Annotated in this window: 21 protein-coding genes; 5 read left to right on the forward strand and 16 right to left on the reverse strand. The window is 63.9% G+C overall.

The window, feature by feature from the left end; all coding sequences use genetic code 11:
* Nucleotides 1-4: 4 nt before the first annotated feature.
* The 8 genes from JHL16_RS32145 to zwf form a co-directional block, all read right to left on the reverse strand.
* Nucleotides 5-610 carry an SCO family protein gene (locus tag JHL16_RS32145; protein ID WP_200188921.1) on the reverse strand — a complete coding sequence of 202 codons (606 nt, stop codon included), beginning with the start codon at nucleotides 608-610 and terminating at the stop codon, nucleotides 5-7.
* Nucleotides 611-677: 67 nt separating this feature from the next.
* Nucleotides 678-1,133: an RbsD/FucU family protein gene (locus JHL16_RS32150; RefSeq protein WP_200188922.1), complete on the reverse strand. Its 456-nt coding sequence runs from the start codon at nucleotides 1,131-1,133 to the stop codon at nucleotides 678-680.
* 66 nt (nucleotides 1,134-1,199) lie between these two features.
* A complete protein-coding gene (locus JHL16_RS32155; RefSeq protein WP_200188923.1) occupies nucleotides 1,200-3,578 on the reverse strand; it encodes an aldehyde dehydrogenase family protein in 2,379 nt (792 codons plus the stop codon).
* 3 nt (nucleotides 3,579-3,581) lie between these two features.
* The gene (deoC, locus tag JHL16_RS32160) at nucleotides 3,582-4,574 is read right to left on the reverse strand and encodes a deoxyribose-phosphate aldolase (RefSeq protein WP_200188924.1); all 993 of its coding nucleotides are present in this window, start codon (nucleotides 4,572-4,574) and stop codon (nucleotides 3,582-3,584) included.
* Between the two features lie 51 nt (nucleotides 4,575-4,625).
* Complete coding sequence (eda, locus tag JHL16_RS32165; protein WP_200188925.1) at nucleotides 4,626-5,264, reverse strand: bifunctional 4-hydroxy-2-oxoglutarate aldolase/2-dehydro-3-deoxy-phosphogluconate aldolase; 639 nt, start codon at nucleotides 5,262-5,264, stop codon at nucleotides 4,626-4,628.
* Nucleotides 5,264-7,084: a phosphogluconate dehydratase gene (gene edd / locus JHL16_RS32170; protein WP_200188926.1), complete on the reverse strand. Its 1,821-nt coding sequence runs from the start codon at nucleotides 7,082-7,084 to the stop codon at nucleotides 5,264-5,266. Before edd ends, eda begins: the two co-directional genes overlap by 1 nt.
* Nucleotides 7,085-7,098: 14 nt before the next feature.
* Complete coding sequence (gene pgl, locus JHL16_RS32175; RefSeq protein WP_200188927.1) at nucleotides 7,099-7,755, reverse strand: 6-phosphogluconolactonase; 657 nt, start codon at nucleotides 7,753-7,755, stop codon at nucleotides 7,099-7,101.
* The gene (zwf, locus tag JHL16_RS32180; protein ID WP_200188928.1) at nucleotides 7,752-9,233 is read right to left on the reverse strand and encodes a glucose-6-phosphate dehydrogenase; all 1,482 of its coding nucleotides are present in this window, start codon (nucleotides 9,231-9,233) and stop codon (nucleotides 7,752-7,754) included. Before zwf ends, pgl begins: the two co-directional genes overlap by 4 nt.
* A gap of 113 nt (nucleotides 9,234-9,346) precedes the next feature.
* Here zwf and hrpB point away from each other — a divergent pair, with 113 nt between their 5' ends.
* The 4 genes from hrpB (at nucleotide 9,347) to JHL16_RS32200 (ending at nucleotide 13,983) form a co-directional block, all read left to right on the forward strand.
* Nucleotides 9,347-11,809, forward strand: coding sequence for an ATP-dependent helicase HrpB (gene hrpB / locus JHL16_RS32185; protein WP_200188929.1), 2,463 nt, complete (start codon nucleotides 9,347-9,349; stop codon nucleotides 11,807-11,809).
* 73 nt (nucleotides 11,810-11,882) lie between these two features.
* Nucleotides 11,883-12,218, forward strand: a complete 336-nt coding sequence (locus JHL16_RS32190) for a hypothetical protein (RefSeq protein WP_200188930.1) — start codon at nucleotides 11,883-11,885, stop codon at nucleotides 12,216-12,218.
* A gap of 80 nt (nucleotides 12,219-12,298) precedes the next feature.
* Nucleotides 12,299-13,225 carry an ABC transporter ATP-binding protein gene (locus tag JHL16_RS32195; protein ID WP_200188931.1) on the forward strand — a complete coding sequence of 309 codons (927 nt, stop codon included), beginning with the start codon at nucleotides 12,299-12,301 and terminating at the stop codon, nucleotides 13,223-13,225.
* Nucleotides 13,222-13,983 (forward strand): ABC transporter permease, encoded by a 762-nt coding sequence (locus JHL16_RS32200; RefSeq protein ID WP_200188932.1) that lies wholly within the window; start codon nucleotides 13,222-13,224, stop codon nucleotides 13,981-13,983. Before JHL16_RS32195 ends, JHL16_RS32200 begins: the two co-directional genes overlap by 4 nt.
* Here JHL16_RS32200 and JHL16_RS32205 read toward each other — a convergent pair.
* Complete coding sequence (locus JHL16_RS32205) at nucleotides 13,980-15,503, reverse strand: winged helix-turn-helix domain-containing tetratricopeptide repeat protein (RefSeq protein ID WP_200188933.1); 1,524 nt, start codon at nucleotides 15,501-15,503, stop codon at nucleotides 13,980-13,982. The two genes, JHL16_RS32200 and JHL16_RS32205, sit on opposite strands and share 4 nt — an antisense overlap.
* A gap of 141 nt (nucleotides 15,504-15,644) precedes the next feature.
* On the opposite strand from JHL16_RS32205, the gene JHL16_RS32210 reads away from it, so the two are divergent.
* On the forward strand, nucleotides 15,645-15,857 hold the full coding sequence (locus tag JHL16_RS32210) for a hypothetical protein (protein WP_200188934.1): 213 nt from the start codon (nucleotides 15,645-15,647) through the stop codon (nucleotides 15,855-15,857).
* A gap of 26 nt (nucleotides 15,858-15,883) precedes the next feature.
* On the opposite strand, the gene JHL16_RS32215 is transcribed toward JHL16_RS32210, so the two are convergent.
* From JHL16_RS32215 to JHL16_RS32245, 7 genes are all read right to left on the reverse strand, one after another.
* Nucleotides 15,884-17,065 (reverse strand): phosphopentomutase, encoded by a 1,182-nt coding sequence (locus JHL16_RS32215; RefSeq protein WP_200188935.1) that lies wholly within the window; start codon nucleotides 17,063-17,065, stop codon nucleotides 15,884-15,886.
* Between the two features lie 6 nt (nucleotides 17,066-17,071).
* On the reverse strand, nucleotides 17,072-18,382 hold the full coding sequence (deoA, locus tag JHL16_RS32220) for a thymidine phosphorylase (RefSeq protein ID WP_200188936.1): 1,311 nt from the start codon (nucleotides 18,380-18,382) through the stop codon (nucleotides 17,072-17,074).
* Nucleotides 18,382-19,191: a purine-nucleoside phosphorylase gene (locus JHL16_RS32225; RefSeq protein ID WP_200188937.1), complete on the reverse strand. Its 810-nt coding sequence runs from the start codon at nucleotides 19,189-19,191 to the stop codon at nucleotides 18,382-18,384. Before JHL16_RS32225 ends, deoA begins: the two co-directional genes overlap by 1 nt.
* Nucleotides 19,188-19,589, reverse strand: coding sequence for a cytidine deaminase (locus tag JHL16_RS32230; protein WP_200188938.1), 402 nt, complete (start codon nucleotides 19,587-19,589; stop codon nucleotides 19,188-19,190). Before JHL16_RS32230 ends, JHL16_RS32225 begins: the two co-directional genes overlap by 4 nt.
* 1 nt (nucleotide 19,590) lies before the next feature.
* On the reverse strand, nucleotides 19,591-20,562 hold the full coding sequence (locus JHL16_RS32235) for an ABC transporter permease (protein WP_200188939.1): 972 nt from the start codon (nucleotides 20,560-20,562) through the stop codon (nucleotides 19,591-19,593).
* Between the two features lie 432 nt (nucleotides 20,563-20,994).
* Complete coding sequence (locus JHL16_RS32240) at nucleotides 20,995-22,107, reverse strand: ABC transporter permease subunit (protein WP_200188940.1); 1,113 nt, start codon at nucleotides 22,105-22,107, stop codon at nucleotides 20,995-20,997.
* The gene (locus JHL16_RS32245) at nucleotides 22,104-23,612 is read right to left on the reverse strand and encodes an ABC transporter ATP-binding protein (protein ID WP_200189674.1); all 1,509 of its coding nucleotides are present in this window, start codon (nucleotides 23,610-23,612) and stop codon (nucleotides 22,104-22,106) included. Before JHL16_RS32245 ends, JHL16_RS32240 begins: the two co-directional genes overlap by 4 nt.
* Nucleotides 23,613-23,623 lie beyond the last annotated feature (11 nt).

Genomic DNA, 23,623 nt, shown 5'->3' on the forward strand with positions numbered 1-23,623 from the left:
CCGCTTATTGGACGACGGCGCGTAAGCCATCGGCCAGCGTTTTCACATCGGTCCCATAAGTGAAATGCTTCACGAACTTCCCGTCCGGCCCCATCAGATAGAGGATGGTCGAGTGGTCCATCAGATAGTCGCCAGGGGCGGCGCCCTCGGCCTGCTTGGCCTTGGCGTAATAGACCCGATAGGCCTTGGCGACCTTCGCGATATCGTCGGCAGAGCCCGTCAGGCCCACCATGCGGGGGTGGAAATTCGAGATATAGACCTTCATCGCCTCCGGCGTATCGCGCTCGGGGTCGATGGTGATGAAGACCGGCTGGATCTTGTCGCCCTGCGGTCCCAGTTGATCGAGGGCCGCCGACATCACCTGCAATTCGCTCGGACAGACATCCGGGCAGAAGGTGAAGCCGAAGAAGATCAGCATATATTTGCCGCGGAAATCCTGGTCGGTAACCCGCTTGCCGTCCTGGTTGGTCAAGGTGAAGGGCCCGCCGACCAGGGCCTCGCCCGAGCCGATCGGTCCGCCCGAACGGGTAAGCCACAGAGCACCCGCCCCGGTCACCAAAGCGATGAACAGGACGACGAGGGCGAAGATGAGCTTCTGGCGTGAGGGCATGGCGATCAGTTAGGAGGACTCAGGGCATTCTGCCAGAAGAAACCACGCCCTTCACAGGAACGTAATGTCACGCGGCATCGGGCGGGATGACGCCCTTCTTGAAGGCGAAGCAGCCATAAAAGCGGCGCTCACCGGTGACGATGACGCAATAGGCCTTGCGGGCGAGGTCATAGAAAGCGAAGCGCTCGATCGAGCCCATCGGCCAGGACCGGCCTTCGGCTTTGTCGACCTCAGCCTGTACCTCGGCCTGGACGGGCGGAATTTCATTCGGCTTGCCGACGATCTCCATGCGCAAGGCCGGATGTTCGACGAAGCTGTCGAGCGGCATGACGGAAAGGACCGCGCGGGTGGCACGCGCCGCCGTCACATTGTCGATGCGGAGCAGCTTACCGAGCACCGTCTGGCGCGCCACCGAGTCGGCCGGGAAATTTGTGTCGCAGATGATGACGTCATCGCCATGGCCCATGGCGCGCAACGCATACAGCACATCGGCATTGAGAGCCGGATCGATCGCTTTCAACATAGGAATTCCCTGTCATTTGCGCGTGATCTTTTCGGAAAACCGGAATCCACTTTTCCGGATCACGCGCTATTCCCCGTAAGGTATCCAGACATTCTTCACTTGCGTCGCCTGGCGCAGGAAGACCGGTCCCTCCGCTTGCGCGGGATCGAACCAGTCGGTCGCCAGGCCATGATCGACCAGAGTGCGTTTGAGATTGGACGATGACAGGCGCTCGGCTTCGGCCGAGGCCTTGTCGGAACCGAAGACCCAGAGCGCATCGACATCGTCATGCTCGGCCAAGGTCTTGGTGAGGCTCAGGCGGTCGCCGGTGACGATGTTGACGACACCCGCCGGCACGTCCGAGGTTTCGAGCACGGTGTAGAAATCGGTGGCGGCGAGCGGATGACGCTCGCTCGGCACCGCGACGACGCGATTGCCCATGGCGATGAGCGGCGCCACCAGGCTGATGAAACCGAGAAGCGGCGCCTCATCCGGGCAGACGATACCGGCGACACCGATCGGCTCCTTCAGCGCCAGAGCGAGACCGCGCAAAGGCGGTGTGTGAATGTCACCCTCGAATTTGTCGGCCCAGGCGCCATAGGTGAAGAGCCGCTTGATGGCGGCATCGACTTCAGCCTGCGCCGCAGCCATGCGCGAACCGGTCATCGCCGCGACGCGGCCGGCAAATTCGGCGCGCCGCCCACTCAGATTTTCGGCGATGTAATAGAGGATCTGCGCGCGGTTATGGGCGGTCGCCTTGGACCAGGCCTCGGCGCCCCGCGCCGCCGCCACGGCATTGCGGATGTCCTTGCGGTTGCCCTCGCCCACTTCACCCAGGATCTCGCCCTTGGGCGAGAGCACGGGACGCGAATAATTCCCATCTGGACGCGCCTGCTTGCCACCAATGAAGAGCTTGGCGGTGCGGTCGATCATCGGCAGGCCGGCATCGGCTTTCGCCTTCGCCGCCGGAAGAGGCTTCGAGGCCGGGCGGGCCTTTCGCTTCGCCCAGGCTTTGAGCTTCAGATATTCATAGGCGCCTTCGCGTCCGCCTTCACGGCCGAAACCCGATTCGCGGTAGCCGCCGAAGCCGGCGCTGGCGTCGAAGAGATTGGTGGAATTCACCCATACGACGCCTGCCTGCAATTTGGGCGCGATGTCGAGGGCGAGGCCGATGGTTTCGCTCCACACACTCGCCGCGAGACCATAGCGTGTATTGTTGGCGAGCATTACCGCTTCGTCCGGCGTGCGGAAGGTCATCGTCACCAGGACCGGTCCGAAAATCTCTTCGCGCGCGACGGTCGAGGCCGGATGGACATTGGTCAATAAGGTCGGCGGGTAGAAGAAACCCTTGTCGGTGGCGGCGCCCGGCGACTGGTAGCATTGGGCACCTTCGGCAATGCCCTGCTTCACCAAGGCGCTGATGCGCTCGAGCTGCACCTTGTCGACGATGGCACCCATATCCACCGCCTTGTCGAGCGGAGAGCCGACACGCAACTTGGCCATGCGCGCCTTGAGACGGGCGATGAAATCTTCCGCTATGCCTTCCTGCACCAGCAGACGCGAGCCGGCACAGCAGACCTGGCCCTGGTTGAACCAGATGGCGTCGACCAGGCCTTCGATGGCGCCGTCGATATCGGCGTCGTCGAAGACGATGTAAGGCGACTTGCCGCCCAGTTCCAATGTGAGGGACTTTCCGGTGCCGGCGGTCTCCTTGCGGATGAGACGGCCGACCTCGGTCGAGCCGGTAAAAGCGATCTTGTCGACATCCTTGTGCTTGACGAGAGCGGCACCTGTATCGCCGTCGCCGGTCACGATATTGAGCACGCCCGGCGGCAGGCCCGCCTGCTCGGCGAGCTCGGCGAAGAACAGCGCCGACAGCGAGGTGAATTCGGCAGGCTTCAGCACTACCGTATTGCCGAGCGCCAGAGCCGGCGCCACTTTCCAGGCGAACATCAGGAACGGAAAGTTCCAGGGAATGACCTGGCCCACGACGCCCACCGGCTGATAGTCGGCGAACTCTGTCTCCTGCAGCTGCGCCCAGCCGGCGTGATAATAGAAATGGCGCGCCGCCAAAGGCACGTCGAGATCGCGCGTCTCGCGGATGGTCTTGCCGTTGTCGAGGCTTTCGATGACGGCGAAGAGACGGGCGTGGCGCTGGATGAGACGGGCCAGCGCATAAAGATAGCGCGCGCGGCCATGGCCGCCGAGCTTGGCCCAGCCCGCTTGTGCCTTGCGCGCCGCCTTCACCGCGGCATCGATATCACTGTTCGATCCTTGCGACAGCTTGGCCAGCACCTTGGCCGTAGCAGGCTCCAGCGTATCGAAATGGCTTTTGCCATTGACCCATTGACCGCCGATGAAATGGCGGAAGCCCCTGTCGTGCTTGCTGAGCCAGGCGCGCGCCTCGGCATCGCTCTCCGGCGCCGGGCCGTAATCCATCGTCTCGAAATAATGTGCGACGCTCATTTCCTACCCGACCGGATGGCGGTTGAAGGCCGAATAGCGGCCGGTGACGTGATGCTCGAGCTGGCGCTCGATATCGGCGAGCAGCGAAGACGCGCCGATGCGGAAGAGATCGGGCTCGAGCCATTCGCGGCCGAGCTCTTCCTTCATGAGGACCTGATAGTTGAGGATGTCCTTGGCGGCCGAGATGCCGCCCGCCGGCTTGAAGCCGACCTTGAAGCCGGTGAGCGACTGATAAACGCGGATCATGCGCAGCATCGCCAGCGTGACGAGCAAGGTCGCGTTCGTCGTTTCCTTGCCGGTCGAGGTCTTGATGAAATCGGCGCCCGCCATCATGCAGACCATCGCCGCCTTGGCGACATTGCGCAATGTCTTGAGATCGCCGGTCGCCAGGATCGCCTTGACATGGGCGTCGCCGCAAGCGGCGCGGAAGTCGCGCATCTCGTCATAAAGCGCCTGCCAGTTCTGGGTCAGCGCATATTCGCGGGTGATCACGATGTCGATCTCACGGGCACCATCGGCGACCGAAGCCTCGATCTCGCGCAATTTGACATCATGCGGCACGAGGCCGGCCGGAAAGCCGGTCGAGACCGCGGCGACGGGAATGTCGGTGCCCTGCAAGGCTTCGACCGCGGTGGCGACGAAACGGTGATAGACGCAGATCGCTCCGGTGGTGATGCGGCGGTCGGCCATGCCCAGAGCTTCGAGCAGATCGGCGCGCACCGGGTTCTTCGCCTTGGCGCAGAGCCGCTCGACCCGCGCTACCGTGTCGTCACCGGACAGAGTGGTGAGATCGATGCAGGTGATGGCCTTGAGCAGCCAGGCGGCCTGGGCGTCCTTCTTCACCGAGCGGCGGCCCGGCAGAGCGGCGATGCGCCTTTCGGCGGCCGGAAAATTCAGCCTGATATCGTCGATCACATCGAGCGCGAGCTTCATGCCCTCATTGCGGGGCAAGGCATTATGGCCGGATTTCGCCAATGGCAGGACCGTTACAGACATAATCACTCCCTAACGAAGAGAGATCGTAGTTTGCCCTGCCCAGAGGTGCAACTAGGCTTTCAGGCTGGCGGCGGCGGCCGAAAGTTTCGTAATGGCAGCCCAGTCCTTCGCCGCCAGCAAGGCTTTGGGGGCCATCCAGGAGCCGCCCACCGTGATGACATTGGCGAGCTTCAGATAGGATGGCGCGATCTCAGCCGTAATGCCGCCGGTCGGGCAGAAGCGCACCTGCGGCAAGGGCGAGGCCAGGGCGCCCAGATAGGCGGCACCCCCCGACTGCTCGGCGGGGAAGAATTTCTGCAAGGCATAGCCCTTTTCCAGCAGAAACATCGTCTCGCTGGGCGAGCGCGAAGCCGGCAGCAAAGGCGTCTTGCTCCCTTTGGCGGCATCGAGCAGAGCCGGCGTGGCGCCGGGCGATACGGCGAAGGCGCAGCCCAGTTCCTCGCTGATCTCGAGGCCTTGCGCATCGAGCACGGTTCCTGAGCCCACAATGGCGTTCTTCACTTCCGCCCGGATGGCGCGGATGCAGTCGGGCGCCGCCTTGGTGCGCAAGGTGATCTCGAGCACCGGCAGGCCGCCTTCGACCAATGCCCTGGCGAGCGGCACAGCCAACGCCACATCATCGATCACCAGCACCGGCACGACCGGCGCCTGCTTCAGTATCGCTTCGAGACCCGCCTGGCGTTCGCTCATCACTGCACTCTGAAAATGGTGGCGCCTTCATCGGCGCGGTTGACCTGGGCCCGGAAGGGCAAAAACAGCTCGCGGCCGACGCCGAAATCATTGCCTGACAGATCGGCCGTGGCATTGCCGCGCGATGCCCATTCGGCCGCGTCGACCAGCACTTCAAGACGGCCCTCGACCGCATCGAGGCGGATCATGTCGCCATTGCAGATCTTGGCGATGGCACCACCATCGGCGGCCTCGGGCGTCACATGGATGGCGGCCGGCACCTTGCCGGATGCGCCCGACATGCGCCCGTCGGTCACCAGCGCGACCCGGAAGCCGCGGTCCTGCAGGACGCCGAGCGGCGGCATCAGCTTGTGCAATTCCGGCATGCCATTGGCCTTGGGGCCCTGGAAGCGGATCACCGCCACCAGATCACCATTGAGCTCGCCCGCCTTGAAAGCCTTCTGCAGCTCTTCCTGCGAATGGAAGACGCGCGCCGGCGCCTCGATGACATGGCGGTCCTTCGGCACGGCCGAGCTCTTGATGACGGCGCGGCCGATATCGCCATCGAGAAGCGTGATGCCGCCGGTCCGGTCGAAAGGCTCGTCACAGCCGCGCAGGATCGCCCGGTCGCCGCTGTTGGCCGCCGCGTCGGTCCAGGTGAGGCCGCTGTCGGCGAGGCGCGGCTCGACCAGATAACCGTCGAGCCCCGAACCCCAGACCGTCTTCACATCCTGATGCAGCAGGCCGGCACTCAGCAATTCGCGAATGAGAAGGCCCATGCCGCCCGCGGCATGGAAGTGATTCACATCCGCCTTGCCATTGGGATAGATGCGGGTGAGCAGCGGCACGGCGGCCGACAGCTCGGCCATGTCGTCCCAGGTGAGATGAATGCCGGCGGCGGCGGCCATGGCGATCAGATGGATCGTGTGATTGGTCGACCCGCCGGTGGCGAGAAGCCCGACGACGCCATTGACCACGGTGCGCTCATCGACGATGCGGCCGATCGGCGTGTAGTCATTGCCGCAGGCCGTGATGGCAAGCGCCCGTTTCGTCGCTGCGCGGGTGATCTCGTCGCGCAGGGATGTGTTGGGGTTGACGAAGGTCGTGCCCGGCAGATGCAGGCCCATGATCTCCATGAGCATCTGGTTGGAATTGGCGGTGCCGTAGAAAGTGCAGGTGCCGGGACCATGATAGGACTGGCATTCCGCTTCGAGGAGCGCGTCGCGGCCGACCTTGCCTTCGGCATGGAGCTGGCGGATGCGCGATTTTTCGTCATTGGGAAGGCCCGACGTCATCGGCCCCGCCGGAATGAAGATCGCCGGCAGATGGCCGAAGCTCAAAGCGCCGATGACGAGACCCGGCACGATCTTGTCGCACACACCCAGATAGACGGCGGCATCGAACATCTGATGCGAGAGCGCCACCGAGGTCGAGAGCGCGATGACATCGCGCGAGAACATCGACAATTCCATGCCGGCTTCGCCCTGGGTGACGCCGTCGCACATGGCTGGCACACCGCCCGCGACCTGCGCGGTGGCGCCCGCTTGGCGCGCCGCTTCACGGATGATGTCCGGGAAACGCTCGAAAGGCTGATGCGCCGAGAGCATGTCGTTGTAGGCGGTGACGATCGCCAGATTGGCGCAAGCCCCCTCGCGCAGCAGTGCCTTGTCGGTGGGGCCGCAGGCAGCGAAGCCATGAGCGACATTGGCACAGCCGAGCTTGGCGCGGCGCGGCGTGTTGCTCGCCGCTTTTTCGATGCGGTCGAGATAACGCCGGCGCGAGGCTGCACTGCGCGCGATGATCTTCTCGGTGACGGCGGAAATTTTTTCAGTGACGGACATGACAGGCCTCCTGATCAGGGGCACCAATAAAGAACGACAGGCTCGCGGGCCCGGAGCACGGCGCGGATCGGCATGTCCTTGACGGGACCCGGTCCTTCCGCGGTGGCGAGCGTCTTCTGCTTCTCGGCGCCTTCGATATGGAGCGCCAGGAAGCCACTGTCGAGCAGCACCGGCAAAGTGAAGGTCAGGCGCTTTTCCGGCACGCCCGGCGCCGACATGGTCAAAATGCGCTTGCTGCCTTCGAGTTCCAAGGCTTCGGCCAGATGGTCGCCGCCCGGGAAGAAGGATGCGGTATGGCCGTCATTGCCCATGCCGAGGATCACCACGTCGAAGGGCCCGAGCTTGTCGGCATTGCCCTTGCCGAACAGCGGCACGAATTTCGCCGCCGCGGCATTGGCCTCGAGCAGATTCTCGCGCACCAGCTTCGCATTGGAGCGCTCGTCGGTCTCCGGCACGCAGCGCTCATCCACCAAAGTAACGGTGACATGCGCCCAGTCGATCTTGGCACGCGCCAGGAAATTGAAGAACAAGGTCGGCGTCGTGCCGCCCGAAACGGCGAGCAGCGCCTTGCCGCGATCGGTTATGGCATTCGAGAGATACGCCGCCACATCCGCGGCGAGGCCCATGGCCAGTTTTTTCTTCGATTCAAAAAGCTTCCGCTCAGCTATCAACTCGTTCCATCCTCATGCCAGGTCCGGCCGTCGCGCTCGATCAGCGCCACCGCCGCCGCAGGCCCCCAGGTTCCGGCCGTATAAGGCTTGGGCAGATCGGTCGATTCCGCCCACGCGTCAAGAATGGGATCGATCCAGGTCCAGGCCGCTTCCACCTCGTCGCGGCGCATGAACAGGGTCTGGTTGCCGCGCACGACATCGAGGATGAGGCGCTCATAAGCGTCCGGATTGCGCACGCTGAAGGCTTCGGCGAAGCTCATATCGAGCGGCACATGCTGCAAGCGCATGCCGCCCGGGCCCGGATCCTTGATCATCAGCCACAGCTTGACGCCCTCATCGGGCTGCAGGCGGATGACAAGGCGATTGGCCTCAATGGGCCCGGCCGAATCGTCGAACACTGAATAAGGAATGGGCCGGAAGGTGACGACGATCTCCGACAACCGGTCGGGCAGACGTTTGCCGGTGCGCAGATAGAAGGGCACGCCGTTCCAGCGCCAATTGCCGATCTCGGCTTTGAGCGCGACGAAGGTTTCGGTCTTGCTCGACGGCGAGCCGAGTTCGTCCAGATAACCCGGCACGGCGCCGCCGGCGGAAGCGCCGGCGCGATACTGGCCGCGCACCGTGTTGTTGGCGCCATTATGCGCCACCACCGGCTTCAGCGATTTCAGGACTTTCAGCTTCTCGTCGCGCAGGGCATCGGCGGCGATCGAAGTCGGCGGCTCGATGGCGACGAGGCAGAGCAGCTGCAGCATATGGTTCTGCACCATGTCGCGCAGCGCGCCGGCGGTATCGTAATAACCGGCGCGGCCTTCGACACCCAGTGTCTCGGCGACGGTGATCTGCACGTGATCGACATGGGCACTGTTCCAGATCGGCTCGAACAACGCATTGGCGAAGCGCAGCGCGAGAAGATTCTGGACCGTCTCTTTGCCGAGATAGTGATCGATGCGATAGACGCTGCTCTCGGGGAACACCTTGCCGATGGAGTCGTTGACGGCGCGCGCCGATTCGAGGTCCTTGCCGAGCGGCTTTTCGATCACCACGCGGCTCTTCGGCGTGACCAGCTTGTTCTTGCCGAGCCTGTCGCAGATAGGCCCGAAAAGATCGGGCGAGGTGGCGAGATAGAAGACGCGGATACGGTCCTCGCCCGGCTTCAAAGCCTTGGCGAGCGCGTCCCAGCCCTGATCCTGAGTAGCGTCGAGCGTCACATAAGAGAGGCGCTTGAGGAAAGCCTCGACCTCGCCGCCCTTGCGCTCCTCGGCCGGGATATGGGCCTCGAGCGCCGCCTTGGCGAAAGCGATGAATTCGGCATCGGTCATGGCGCGACGCGACACGCCGATGATGCGGGCGCCGGGCGGAATCTGGCCTGCCAGGTCGCGATGAAAAAGGGCCGGAAGGAGCTTGCGCTGGGCGAGATCGCCGGTGGCGCCAAAGACCGCGAGATCGAAAATATCGACGGGAATGATGCGTGTGGTCATTTTTTGTGCAATGCAAAAAATAGAGGGCCGTTTGTATTAGTCTCTGCAAGCCCTTGAGACAACTGGAAAGGCGGGCTTGACGGGGCGAGGTTAAGCCTGTTTGACCGCACATCATGACCGACCTGCCGATCACCGCAATATTGCCGAGCCTCGCCAAAGCATTGGCCGGTCATGCCAATGTCATCCTGGCGGCCGAGCCCGGGGCCGGCAAAACGACGCGCGTGCCGCTTGCCCTTATGGCAGAGACATGGCTCCAGGGCCGCAAGATCGTGATGCTGGAGCCGCGCCGGCTGGCGGCGCGCGCCGCCGCCGCCCGCATGGCGCAAAGCCTCAATGAGCCTGTCGGCGCGACCGTCGGCTACGCCGTCCGCCTCGACCGCAAAGTGTCGGCTCAGACCCGCATCGAGGTGGTAACCGAAGGGATACTGACCCGGCGGCTGCAGACCGATCCGACGCTCTCGGATGTCGGCCTCCTGATCTTCGACGAGTTCCATGAACGCAGCCTCGACGGCGATCTGGGCCTTGCCTTGGCGCTCGATGCGCAAGCCGCCTTGCGCGAGGATCTCAAGATCCTGGTCATGTCGGCGACGCTCGACGAGGTGCGGCTGTCAAAACATCTGGGCGACGCGCCGGTCATTTCGGCGCCCGGCCGCACTTTTCCGGTCGAGACCCGCTATGGCGACCGGCCCGAGCGCGCCACGCTTCCCCGCGACATGGCGCGCGCCATCCGCAGCCACCTTGGCGAGGCCAAAGGCGGCATATTGGCCTTCCTGCCGGGCGAAGCGGAGATCCGGCGCACCGAGGACGCACTGAAGGAAACGCCGCTGCCCGCCAATGCCAAGGTGATGCCGCTTTATGGCGCGATGGCGCTCGCCGATCAGGACCAGGTACTCAAACCCGCTACCGACGGCACCCGAAAGATCGTGCTCGCCACCACCATTGCCGAAACGAGCCTCACCATCGACGGCATCGACATGGTGATCGATTCCGGCCTCAAACGGGCGCCACGTTTCGATCCCGCCACCGGCATGACGGCGCTCGAGACCATTCGCGTCTCGCAGGCTTCCGCCGATCAACGGCGCGGCCGCGCCGGCCGGCAAAGCCCAGGTCTGTGTATCCGCCTGTGGCCCGAGCAGGAAATGCGCGCCCTCAAGGCGCATGACGAGCCTGAGATTCTCATCGCCGATCTGGCGCCTCTGGCACTCGAGCTCGCCAATTGGGGTGTAAGGGACGCGGGCTCGTTGCGTTTCCTCGATCCGCCACCAGCCGCCGCATTCGCGCAGGCACGCGATCTCCTCGGCGAGCTCGATGCGCTCGACGGCACAGGTACGGTGACAGCGATGGGCAAGATGATGGCGCGGCTGCCGCTCCATCCGCGTCTCGCCCATATGATCGCACGCGCCCGAGAGCTCAAAGCCGGCACCATGGCGGCCGATCTTGCCGCTCTCCTCTCCGAGCGCGATCTCCTGGGCCGCGAGGCCGGCGCCGATCTCGGCGAAAGACTGGCGGCGCTCCGGCGCGGCAACGCCAGCAAAGCCTTGCGCGAACGCATCAACTCGGCGGCGCGGCAGATCCGCGGCATCGCCGATATTCGCGACGAGGAAGGCGATGTCGCGCCGGGCGTGCTCGTGGCGCTCGCCTGGCCCGACCGCATCGCACAGGCGCGCGGCGCCCGCGGCCGCTTCCGCCTGTCGGGCGGCGGCGGCGCTATCCTGCCCGAGCATGACCCGCTGGCGCGCGAGCCCTTCCTCGCGGTGGCGACGACCGATGGCACGAGCGGCGACCAGAAGATCTTCCTCGCCGCGGCGCTGGCCCGCGAAGATCTCGAAAGCACCTTCGCGTCCCATATCGAACAGGCCGACATCGTGCGCTGGGACAGCCGCGCCCAGATCGTCGTCGCCAACCGGCAGCGCAAACTCGGCGCCCTCATACTCGACGACAAGCCGCTCGCAACGCCCGATCCGGAGCAGATCGCCGAGGCGATGACCAAGGGCATCGCCGAAATGGGCCTCAGCTCCCTGCCCTGGAGCGATGCGACGCACAGCCTGCGGAACCGCTTGCGTTTTCTCAGCCGCGTGCTGCCCGATGTGGGCTGGCCCGATCTTTCCGATGCCGCCCTGCTCGCGAATTTGAGCGATTGGCTCACGCCCTATCTCGCCGGCATGACGCGGCGTGCCCATCTCGACCGGCTCGATATGTTCGCCATCATCTCGAATCTCATGCCGCATGAGCTGAAGCGACGGCTCGACAAATTGGCGCCGCGCCATGTCGCCATTCCGTCCGGCGCCGAGATCACCATCGATTACGACGGCGACGGCGATCCGGTTCTTCGAGCGAGGCTCCAGGAAATGTTCGGCCTCGCCGACACGCCGCGCATCGCCGACGGCCGGGCGCTCTTACGCATCGAGCTGCTGTCACCGGCGCGGCGGCCATTGGCGGTGACGCAGGATCTCAAGAGCTTCTGGGCCAATGCCTATCCTCAGGTCCGCTCAGAGATGCGCGGGCGGTATCCGAAACATCCCTGGCCGGAAGACCCGATGAACACACCCGCGGTGAAGCCCAACCGCATCAGGTAACTAAGGAACCTCATCCGTCTCCGGTGGGTTGATGCTGACAGACCATTGCATTTGCCTGCGATAGGAGTCCGTCATGCCACCCAAGAATGCCACCATCGCCCGGATCTGGCGCGGCCGCACGCTCAGCGCCCGCGCCGATGAATATGCCGGTTATCTCTACGAAATCGGCATCAGGCCGCTCGAGGAGAAGGCGCTCGGCGTCGAGATGCTGCGCGAGGACCGGCCCGAAGAGAGCGAATTCGTCACCATTTCCTATTGGGAAAATGTCGAGGCCATGTCGCGCTTTGCAGGATCAGACCCACGCCGCATCCATCACCTGCCGCGCGATGAGGAATTCCTGATCGAGCTTCCTCACAAGGTGCAGATCCTTACCATCGTCGCCAGCCACAGGGCGCCGACGGAGGGTTGAAAGGAACATTCGCCAAACGATGCCGAACCGTATAAAAGGGCCCGGCATTTCCAGGGCACCGACATATCCGATTTCCAGCCATGACCGCGATCGTCTCCATTTCCGACGTCTCGAAGACCTATGCCTCGGGCTTCACGGCGCTGAAGAACATCTCGCTCGACATCCATAAGGGCGAGATCTTCGCGCTGCTCGGGCCCAATGGCGCCGGCAAGACCACGCTCATCAACATCATCTGCGGCATCGTGCGCGCCTCGACCGGTCATATCTCGGCCGACGGGCACGATATCATCGACGACTACCGCAAGGCGCGCTTCAAGATCGGCCTGGTGCCGCAGGAGCTGACGACGGATGCGTTCGAGACGGTGTGGGCGACGGTCACCTTGAGCCGCGGCCTGTTCGGGCGCGGGCAAAATCCGGCCCATATCGAGAAGATCCTGAAGGACCTGTCGCTGTGGGAGAAGAAAGACAGCAAGATCATGACGCTGTCGGGCGGCATGAAGCGCCGCGTGATGATCGCCAAGGCGCTGAGCCATGAGCCGACGATCCTGTTCCTCGACGAACCTTCGGCCGGCGTCGATGTCGAGCTCCGCCGCGACATGTGGGAAATGGTGCGCTCGCTGCGCGCCAACGGCGTCACCATCATCCTCACCACCCATTATATCGAAGAGGCCGAGGAGATGGCCGACCGGGTCGGCGTCATCAACAAGGGCGAGATCATCCTGGTCGAGGAAAAGCAGGCGCTGATGCGCAAGCTCGGCAAGAAGGAGATCACCCTCGAGCTCGCTCAGCCGATCAGCGCCATTCCCGACAGCCTCGCCCATCACAAGCTCGAGCTCTCGGGCAACGGCCATGAGCTGACCTACAGCTACGATACGCAGGGCGAGCGCACCGGCATCACCACCTTGCTGCAGGATCTGGCGCAGACCGGCATCCGGTTCAGGGATCTCAACACCAAGCAGAGCTCACTCGAAGACATCTTCGTCGATCTGGTGAGAGAGCGGTCATGAATATTCACGCCATCCGCGCCATCTATAAATTCGAGATGGCCCGCACCTTCCGCACGATCCTGCAGAGCGTCGTGTCGCCGGTCGTGTCGACCTCGCTCTATTTCGTCGTCTTCGGCGGCGCCATCGGCTCGCGCATCGCCGAGATCGACGGCGTCACCTATGGCGCCTATATCGTGCCGGGTCTCATCATGCTGTCGCTCCTCACGCAGAGCATCATGAATGCCTCCTTCGGCATCTATTTCCCGAAATTCATCGGCACCATCTATGAAATCCTGTCGGCGCCGATCTCGTCGCTCGAGATCGTCATCGGCTATGTGGGTGCTGCGGCGACCAAGTCGATCATGCTGGGGCTCATCACGCTCGGCACCGCGGCCTTGTTCGTGCCGCTCCATATCGAGCATCCGCTATGGATGCTGGGTTTCCTGGCGCTCACCGCCGTGACCTTCAGCCTGTTCGGCTTCATCATCGGCATCTGGGCCAAAAGCTTCGAGCAGCTGCAGGTCATCCCGATGCTCATCGTGACGCCGCTCGCCTTTCTGGGCGGCAGCTTCTATTCGATCGACATGCTGCCGCCTTTGTGGCGGACGATCTCACTCGCCAATCCGGTGGTCTATCTGGTGAGCGGCTTCCGCTGGAGCTTCTTCGGCAAGTCCGATGTCGCGATCGAGATCAGCCTCGCCATCACCCTCCTGTTTCTCGTCGCCTGCCTCGGCATCGTCGCCTGGATCTTCAAGACCGGCTACCGGCTGAAGAACTAGGTCATGCGAGCATTGACGCTCTTTAAGATCGCGCCATAACGGTTGCAGACTGCCGGGTCCTCAAAGTAGCCGACTTCATTATCCGCGATCTCGTCGATGCCCAGTTCAGGCCAGATCGCCTTGAGCTTTGCCAGGGTGTCCTGCGCCTGTTTGATTTCGCCCAATTCGAAATGGCAGATGGTGAGATAAGCGAGCGACCACGATGTCATCGTTTCCATTTTCGCATAGCAGGCCGTTGCCTCGCGATATCGCCCGGCCGTCGTCAATATGAGGCCGCGAAAGTCTTCGTACCAGCCCAAGGCGAACGGGTCACGGCGCTGGGCTTCGTGTATTTCACGAAGCCCCTCCTCCGGCCGGCTCGTGTAATTGAGCAGGAGAGCGCGGATGCTCAGAATGAACGGGTCGTTCGGGTTCAGGGCAACCGCGCGGTCAAGACTGATTTCCGCCTGCTTGAATCGATGCAAGTACAAGAGGGCAAAGCCGGCGGCCAGATGCCCATAGGCTTCGTCGGGGTCAAGCTGCAACGCGGTCTTTGCCATCTCCAATCCGGCATGCAGATAATCATGATCGGAGTTGGTCCAGTAGAACTTGATGGACTCGACAAAGCCGAGCATGGCGTGGGCGGCCGCAAACCGCGGATCGAGCCTTACCGCCTGGCGCAGAAAGGGCTCCGCTTCGCGCACCGTGTCATAGGTGGCCGCCAGTTGCAGTGCCCGCAGGTAAAAGTCATAGGCCGACATGTTGTCGGTCGGCCGGGCCCTGGTGTAGGACGCAATCGCGGTTCTGGCCTGGCGGGCCAAACGGGCGGCGATCATCTGGGTGATTTCGTCCTGGATGGCGAAAATATCGGTGAGCTCGCGATCATAGTGCTCGCCCCAGACATGGGCCGTTGAGGCGGCGTCGATCAGTTGCACGGTGACCCGGACACGGTTGCCGATCTTGCGCACGCTGCCTTCGACGACATATTGAACGCCGAGCCTCTTCGCCACCTCGGCCACATCATTCGCCTTGCCGCGGAACTGGAAGGACGAGTTCCGCGCAATGACCAGAAATTCCTTGAACCTGCCGAGTTCGGCGATGATGTCTTCGGTGATCCCATCGCTGAAATAGCCCTGCTCCGGGTCGCCGCTCATATTGTCGAACGGCAGGACAGCTATGGATGGTTTGTGCGATTTCTCAGCTGCCGTCTGGCTCGCCGGTTCGCCCGCGCCATTTGATGCCTGCGCCAAGGCTGGCCTCGGGCCGGCATATTTGTAGCCGCGGCCATGCACCGTCATGATCATGCCGGGGTCAAGCGTCTTACGCAGCGCCGATATATGCACCTGCAGCGTGTTCTCCTCCACCACCACGCCAGGCCAGACCGCATCGAAGAGCTCGGACTTGCCGATCACCTCGTCCGGCCTCCCCAGCAGCATGGCCAGGATGTCGAAGGATCGCGCCGAAAGCTCCACCGGCCCCTCAGGCCCCAACAGCAGCCGTTCAGCGCGCTTCAGGCGATAGCTCCCAAACTGCAAGTCCATTTGCCGCGAACCCGTTCCTTGAGCCGAGGATAACCCAAGTCGGCCCTCATAGCGAACTTCAGGGCCTTTCAGGACTCTTCAGGCCCAAGCCAAGGACCTGAGTGGGAGGCGGCGTCATTCTACTGGCTACAAGAGGATGCCATGACCGACATCATTCCCACTGCCCCAATCTCCATCCGCCGCTCCAGCCTGCCACGCTTGAGCTTGCCGAAAATCGATATGGGAGCATCACTTTACGCAATCGCCAGGCTTTGGAGTAACGCCCTCCATCTGGCTTATGTGGCTCCCTATACCAACCGCCGGCCGCCGGTCATTCCGGACAAGGATATCGAAGGCCGCAATCCAGATTGGTGAGCTGCTCGAGACGTCCGCCGGATTGTTCAGAGCCACGATTTGCCTGCCCCAAGAGGGGCAATGCCGAGATGGGCGGCTATGGTCTGGCCGATATCGGCGAAGCCGTCGCGCCGGCCGAAGCTCGCGGGCGCGGCACCGGGAGAGAAGGTGAGGATCGGCACACATTCACGCGTGTGATCGCTGCCGCGCCAGGTCGGGTCGCAGCCGTGATCGGCGGTGATGACCAGGAGATCGCCCGACTTCAGGAGTGCGAGTGCCTCAGGCAATAACGCGTCGAAGGCTTCCAGCGCCGCGCCATAACCCCTGGGGTCGCGGCGGTGGCCGTAGAGCATGTCGAAATCGACGAAATTGGTGATGAGCAGGCCACCTTCGGCCAGTCCCGGCAGGGCGGCGAGCGACGCCTCGAACAGCGCCTCATTGCCGACCGCCTTGATCTCGCGTCCGGTTCCGGAATGGGCATAGATGTCGCCGATCTTGCCGATCGAGATCACCTCGCGGCCGACCTCGGTCAGACGGTCGAGCAAAGTCGGCGCCGGCGGTGAAATCGAATAATCCTTGCGGTTGCCGGTGCGAGTAAAATCGCCCGCATCAGCGCCGACAAAAGGTCTCGCGATGACACGGCCGACATTGAGATCGTAAGACAGCTCGCGCGCCACCTGGCAGACCTCATAAAGACGGTCGAGGCCGAAAGTCTCCTCATGCGCTGCGATCTGGATCACCGAATCGGCCGAGGTGTAGATGATCGGCCGCGAGCTCTCCATGTGGTCTTCACCGAACTCGGCGATGATGTCGGTGCCGGAAGCGTGCTTGTTGCCGAGGAGCCCCGGCAGCTCGGCCTGCGCAATGAGCGCGTCGGTGAAGCTTTTGGGGAAGCAGGGAACGGTCTTCGGGAAATAGCCCCAGTCGAAACTGACCGGCACGCCGGCAATCTCCCAATGGCCGGAAGGCGTGTCCTTGCCGTTCGATTTCTCGACGCCGAATCCCCATTGGCCTTTGAGTGCCGTTTCGGCGGTGAAACCTTTCGGCAAATGGCCGCTCGCCGCCAAAGCGGCGTGGCCCAGCCCCAAGGATGCGAGATGCGGCAAGGAGAGCGGCACATGCGCCGCGATGTGACCCAGCGTGTTGGCGCCGCGATCGCCGAACCGGTCGGCATCGGGGGCGCCGCCAATGCCGACGGAGTCGAGGATGAAGAGGAAAGTGCGGCTCATGAAATCTCAAGCTCCGATGCGCGTGAGCACCGGCGATGATACAGGAGGCGCCTCGCCTAAGCGATAGGAACCCCGCACCATCTCCGCGGCGCGGGCAAAGGACGCCTCGTCGCGCGCATGGATCAGCGCCAGCGGGCGATCGCGGCCGACGGAAACGCCCCGCCCCGCAAGTTCCGTCAGGCCGACGGCATGATCGATCTTGTCGCTGGCGACGCGGCGGCCGCCGCCCAGTTCGATGACCGCGAGGCCCAGCGAACGGGTATCGATATGGGCAACGACGCCCTCTCCCGCCGCCGAAACCGGACGGATGATCGGCGCCTTCGGCAGCTGCGCGCGGTAATTTTCGATGAGATCCTTAGGCCCGCCCAGACCGGCCGCCATGATCTGAAAATGCTCGGCCGCCTTGCCCGATGAAAGGGTTCCCTCCAGCATGGCCCTGCCCTCCATGTCACTGCGCGCCAGGCCGGCGAGATGCAGCAGCTCGGCGCCCAGCGCGACGGTGACCTCATGCAGGCGCGGATCGCGGCGGACGCCGGTCAGATAATCGAGCGCATTGGCGATCTCGACGGCATTGCCGGCTGCACTCGCCAAAGGCTCGTTCATGTCGGTGATGAGCGCCGATGTCTTGAGGCCGGCGCCATTGGCGACGGAGACGAGGCTTTCGGTGAGCTCGCGCGCTTCCTCCGCCGTCGCCATGAAGGCGCCGGTGCCGGTCTTCACATCGAGCACCAGTTGCTCAAGGCCGGCGGCGAGCTTCTTCGACAGGATGGACGCGGTGATGAGCGGCACCGATTCGACCGTACCGGTCACATCGCGAATGGCGTAAAGGCGCTTGTCGGCGGGCGCCAGGTCAGCGGTCTGGCCGATGACGGCGCAACCCGCCTCACGCACCACCTTGCGGAAGAGAGCGAGATCGGGCTGCGAGACATAACCCGGTATGGCGTCGAGCTTGTCGAGCGTGCCGCCGGTATGGCCGAGGCCGCGGCCGGAGATCATCGGCACGGCGCAGCCCAATGCGGCGAGCATCGGCGCCAGCATGAGCGAGACATTGTCGCCGACGCCGCCGGTCGAATGTTTGTCGACGACCGGCCGGCCAAGATCCCGCCAGTCGAGCACGGTGCCCGAATCGCGCATCGCCTCGGTGAGCGCCACCGCCTCAGCCCGCGACATGCCGCGCAGGAAAACCGCCATGGCGAAAGCAGCCGCCTGGCCTTCCGACACGCTGCCGGTGGTGAGGCCCTGGATGAAGTCGGCGATATCGGCCGGCGCCAGATCCTTGCCGTCGCGCTTGCGGCGGATGAACTCCTGGGCGAGCATCAGCGGCTCATCACCGATTGGAGCGCCGCAAAGCGCGATAACAACCGCGTCATGTCGCCGACGGCCTTGACGCCTTCGCTCTTCGTCTCCTCATGGCTGGGGCTCGCGCCCTCGATGCCGGCGCCGAGATTGGTGATGACCGATATGCCCGCCACCCGCAGGCCGAAGCGGCGCGCCAGGATGGTCTCGGGCACCGTCGACATGCCGACCGCCTGGGCGCCCCAGCTCTGCGCCATGCGGATCTCGGCCGGCGTCTCGAAGCTGGGGCCCGAGAACCACACATAGACACCTTCATGCAGCGCGATCTTCTCGGCCTCGGCGGCGCGGCGCATCGTGCCGGCAAGCTCCGCGTCATAGGCGGCGGTCATCGGCACGAAGCCCTTGTCACCTTCCTCGCCGACCAGCGGATTCATGCCGGAGAAATTGATGTGATCGGTGATCAGCATGAGACTGCCCGGCCGCATCTCAGGGTTCAGCGAGCCTGCCGCATTGGTGAGGATGAGCGTTGTGACGCCCAGGACCTGTAGCGCCTCGATGACGGGGCGCATGATGGCGGCGTCGCCGCGCTCATAAGGATGGCCGCGCCCGCGCAGGACAAGGATCGGCCGCCCGCTCAGATGGCCGGCGAAAACCTCGCCGGTGTGGCCGGAGATGCTCGGCACCGGAAAACCCGGCAGATCGCGATAGGGAATGCGTATGGGCGAAGTGACCGCTTCGGCGACCGGCCCCAGGCTCGAGCCCAATATGATGGCGGTGTCGGGACGCAACGTGCCGAGCCGCTGGCGCAGAACATCGACGGACCTGATCATGAGGACAGGTTCTCCGGACCGAAGGAGGCGGGCAACAGCTCGCCGAGCGTGAAGCTCCGCTTGATGCGGCCGGTCTCGTCGCAGACATGAATGGCGAGATCATCAGCGCCGAATTCACGCAGCTTCTGGCGGCAGCCGCCACAGGGCGTCACCAGCCCGTCACCAGCGCCGACGACGGCGGCTTCGACGATCTTGCGGCCGCCCGCCAGCACCATGGCGGCAATCGCGCCGGCCTCGGCGCAGGTGCCCTGCGGATAGGCGGCATTCTCGACATTGCAGCCGGGATGGACCACGCCGGTCTCGTCCTTCACCGCGGCGCCGACCAGGAAACGCGAATAAGGCGCATAGGCCTTGGCCCGCGCCGCGACCGCCGCGGCAATGAGCGCTGCGTCAGGCATCTTATTTTTCCTTCACATAGGGCACGCCGCCGGCCTTGGGCGCCACCGCGTGACCGATGAAACCCGCCAGCAGGAAGACGGTCAGAATATAGGGCACGGCCTGCATCAGCTGCACCGGAACTTCGCCGATGCCGGTGATCGGCACGCCTTGCAGGCGGTTGGCGACCGCTTCGAGCACGCCGAACAGCAGGCAGGCCCACATGGCCGGTATGGGCCGCCATTTGGCGAAGATCAGCGCCGCCAGGGCGATGAAGCCTTTGCCCGCCGTCATGTTCTCAATGAAGCTGGCGCCTTGGGCGATGGCGAGATAGGCCCCGCCGAAACCGCACAGAACCCCGCAGCAGGTCACCGCCGCATAGCGCATGGCCGGCACGGAAATGCCGGCGGTGTCGACGGCGGCCGGGTTCTCGCCCACCGCGCGCAGGCGCAAGCCGAAGCGGGTGCGGTAGAGCAGCCACCAGGTGATCGGCACGGCGAGAAAGGCCATGTAGACGAGGATGTTCTGGCCGGAGAGGATTTGCGAATAGATCTGTCCGATGACCGGTACGCCGCGCAGCTCGGCGGCGAAGGGCCAGGCGTGCCCCATGAAACGCGCGTCATTGGGGAGTTGCGGCGTCTGGCCGCCGATATCGAACCAGGTCTCGCCCAATTGCGCGGTCAGGCCGGCGGCGATGAAATTGATCGCCACGCCGGAGACGATCTGATTGCCGCGATGGGTGATCGAGGCGAAACCATGAATGAGCGCGAAGAAGACGGAGGCCAGGATGGCGGCGATCAGTCCGGCCCAGGCCGAGCCGGTGAGGGCCGCGACGGTGCCGGCGGCGAAGGCCCCGACCAGCATCTTGCCTTCGAGGCCAATGTCGAAGACGCCGGCGCGCTCGGAATAGAGCCCGGCGAGACAGGCGAACAGCAGCGGCACCGAGACGCGGATGGCGGAGCCGAAAATCTGGGCGAAGAGATCAAGCCATTCCATGGCGCCAACCAATCTTCGTCATCCCGGCGAAAGCCGCTATCGTGTGCACACATCTCACGAGAGGACGCGCCTTTCCCTCTCCCCGCTTCAGCGAGGAGAGGGTGGGGCCCAACGCGTCAGCGTTGGGAGGGTGAGGGGCATCCCTGTTACCCTTCTTTCTGACCAACGCAGCCTTCTCGATAGATCCGGTGATCATTTTTGCACTAAGAGATCGGGCGCCCCTCACCCTCCCATTGCTTCGCAATGGGCCCCTCCCTCTCCCCGCTACGCGGGGCGAGGCAAATCTCAGGCGCCGCGCAAGATGTGTGAATGTGATAGCGGCGAAAGCCGGGATCCATTGAATAGACGCGAGGCGGGCAGCGCTCATTGTTCTGAGGCATTTTAGGGGATCCCGGCTTTCGCCGGGATGACGAATGAAGGATATTGCGCGCATCATGCCTCCTTCGCCTTGAACCATGAGCTGGCAAAGAACCGCGCGATCTGCGGCCTGAACATGTGCTCGAGCGCGCCGGCGAACAGGATGATGAGGCCCTGGACGACCACGATCATGTCACGCGTGATGGTCGGCTTCTCGAAGGAGAGATCGGCGCCGCCCTGATAGAGCGCGCCGAAAAGAAGCGCCGACAGCACGATGCCGAAAGGATGCGAGCGCCCCATCAGCGCGACCGCGATGCCGACGAATCCATAACCGGCGGTGAACTGGAGCAGCAGCCGGTTGGATGCGCCCATGATCTCGTTGAGCGCCAGGAAGCCGGCGAGGCCGCCCGAGATCATCATGGCGATGACGATGAGACGTTGCGGTTTCATGCCGGCATAGGCGGCGGCGGACGGATTGGCGCCGAGCACGCGCAATTGATAGCCGAGCGTCGTGTGCCAGAGCAGCAGCCACACGGCGACGGCGCAGACGAGCGCCCAGATGAAAGAGAGATTGAGCGGCGAGCGGGCGACCGCCATGCCGAGGCCGGCCAGGACGTCATGGATGAGCGGCAGATGCGCATTGGGATCGAAGGTGCGCGTCTCGGGATTCATCGAACCTTTGGGCGACAGCACGTTGACGAGCAGATAGATCATCAACGCCGAGGCGATGAAATTGAACATGATGGTGGTGATCACCACATGGCTGCCGCGCTTGGCCTGCAGATAGGCCGGGATGAAAGCCCAGGCGGCGCCGAACAGCGCCGCGGCGATGATGGCGAGCGGAATGATGATCACCATCGGCAGGAAGCCGAGCGACAGGCAGACCAGCGCCACGCCCAAGCCGCCGAGATAGGCCTGGCCCTCCGCCCCGATATTGAACAGGCCGGCATGGAAGGCGACGGCGAAGGCAAGACCGGTGAAGATGAAATTCGTCGTGTAGAACAGCGTGTAGCCGAGCCCGGTGCCATAGCCGAAGGCGCCGTTCAGCATGATGATGACGCTGTCGACCGGCGATTCGCCGATGGCCAGAAAGACCAGGCCGGTGACGAGGAAAGCGGCGCTGAGATTGACGAACGGGATGAGGCCGATATCGACCCAGCGCGGCAATTCGCGCGACGGCCCGCTCACGCCGCCGCTCCCGCCATCATCAGGCCGATCTGCTTCTCCGAGGTCTCGGGCGCGCATTCGCCGGTGATATTGCCGCCGCACATGACCAGCACCCGGTCGGCCAGGCCACGGATCTCGTCGAGCTCGACGGAAACGAGCAGCACCGCCTTGCCGCGGTCGCGCATGGCGATGAGCCGACGATGGATGAATTCGATGGCGCCGACATCGACGCCGCGCGTCGGCTGGCCGACGATGAGAAGATCGGGATCCTGCTCGATCTCGCGCGCCAGCACGATCTTCTGCTGGTTGCCGCCGGAGAACAGGCCGAGACGCAGATGCGGGTCCTGCGGACGCACGTCGAAATCCTGCATCTTCTTTTCGGTGTCGGCGACGATGGCGCGGCGGTCCTGGAAAATGCCCCTCTGATAGATCTCGTCGCCATGATAGCCGAGGATGACATTCTCGCAGGCATCGAAGGACGTCACGATGCCGAGGCGATGGCGGTCCTCCGGCACATGGGCGAGCTTCTGCGCCCGCGCCAGCGCCGCATCGCAGGGCAGTGGCGTGCCGTTGAGCAGGATCTCGCCGGAGAAAGGCGGCCTGATGCCGGTGATCGCCTCGAGAAGCTCGCTCTGCCCGTTGCCGGCGACGCCGGCAATGCCGACGATCTCGCCGGCGCGCACGGCGAAGGAGACGCCATTGACCTTGACCGTGCCGGCTGAGTCCTTGACCACGAGATTTTTCACCTCGAGCACGATGCGCTCAGGCTGGCGCTCGGCCTTGACGACGCGCAGCAGCACCCGGCGTCCGACCATGAGCTCGGCGAGCTGCTCGGGCGACGTCTCGCGGGTCGGCAGCGTCGCGACCATCTCGCCGCGGCGCATGACCGACACCCGATCGGTGATCGCCATGATCTCCTTGAGCTTGTGGGTGATGAGGACGATCGTCTTGCCCTGATCCTTCAGCTGCCTGAGGATGCGGAAGAGATGCTCGGCCTCGCTCGGCGTGAGCACGCCGGTCGGCTCGTCGAGAATGAGCACCTCGGCGCCGCGATAAAGCGCCTTCAGGATTTCGACGCGCTGCTGCAGGCCGACGGCCAGGTCATCGATGAGCGCGTCGGGATCGACGGTCAGGCCATAGTCCTTCTCGAGCCGCTCCAATTCGCGGCGGACCTTGGCGCGGCCGCTGTTGAGCAGGAAACCGCCTTCGGCGCCCAGCATGATATTCTCGAGCACGGTGAATTTGCCGACCAGCATGAAATGCTGATGCACCATGCCGATGCCGGCCTTGATGGCGTCGGTGGGACTGGCAATACGCGTCGGCTTGCCGTCGACCTGGATGTCACCCGAATCGGCCTGATAGAAGCCGAACAGGATCGACATCAAGGTCGATTTGCCGGCGCCGTTCTCGCCGACAATGCCATGGATGGTGCCCTTCTCGACCTCGAGCGAGATGTCCTTGTTGGCGTGGACCGGCCCGAAACGCTTGTCGATATGGGCAAGCGCGATGGCGGGGTGAGCCGCCATCGCCTTGTCGG

The sequence above is a fragment of the Taklimakanibacter albus genome (genome assembly GCF_016595235.1).
GTDB lineage: Bacteria > Pseudomonadota > Alphaproteobacteria > Rhizobiales > Aestuariivirgaceae > Taklimakanibacter > Taklimakanibacter albus.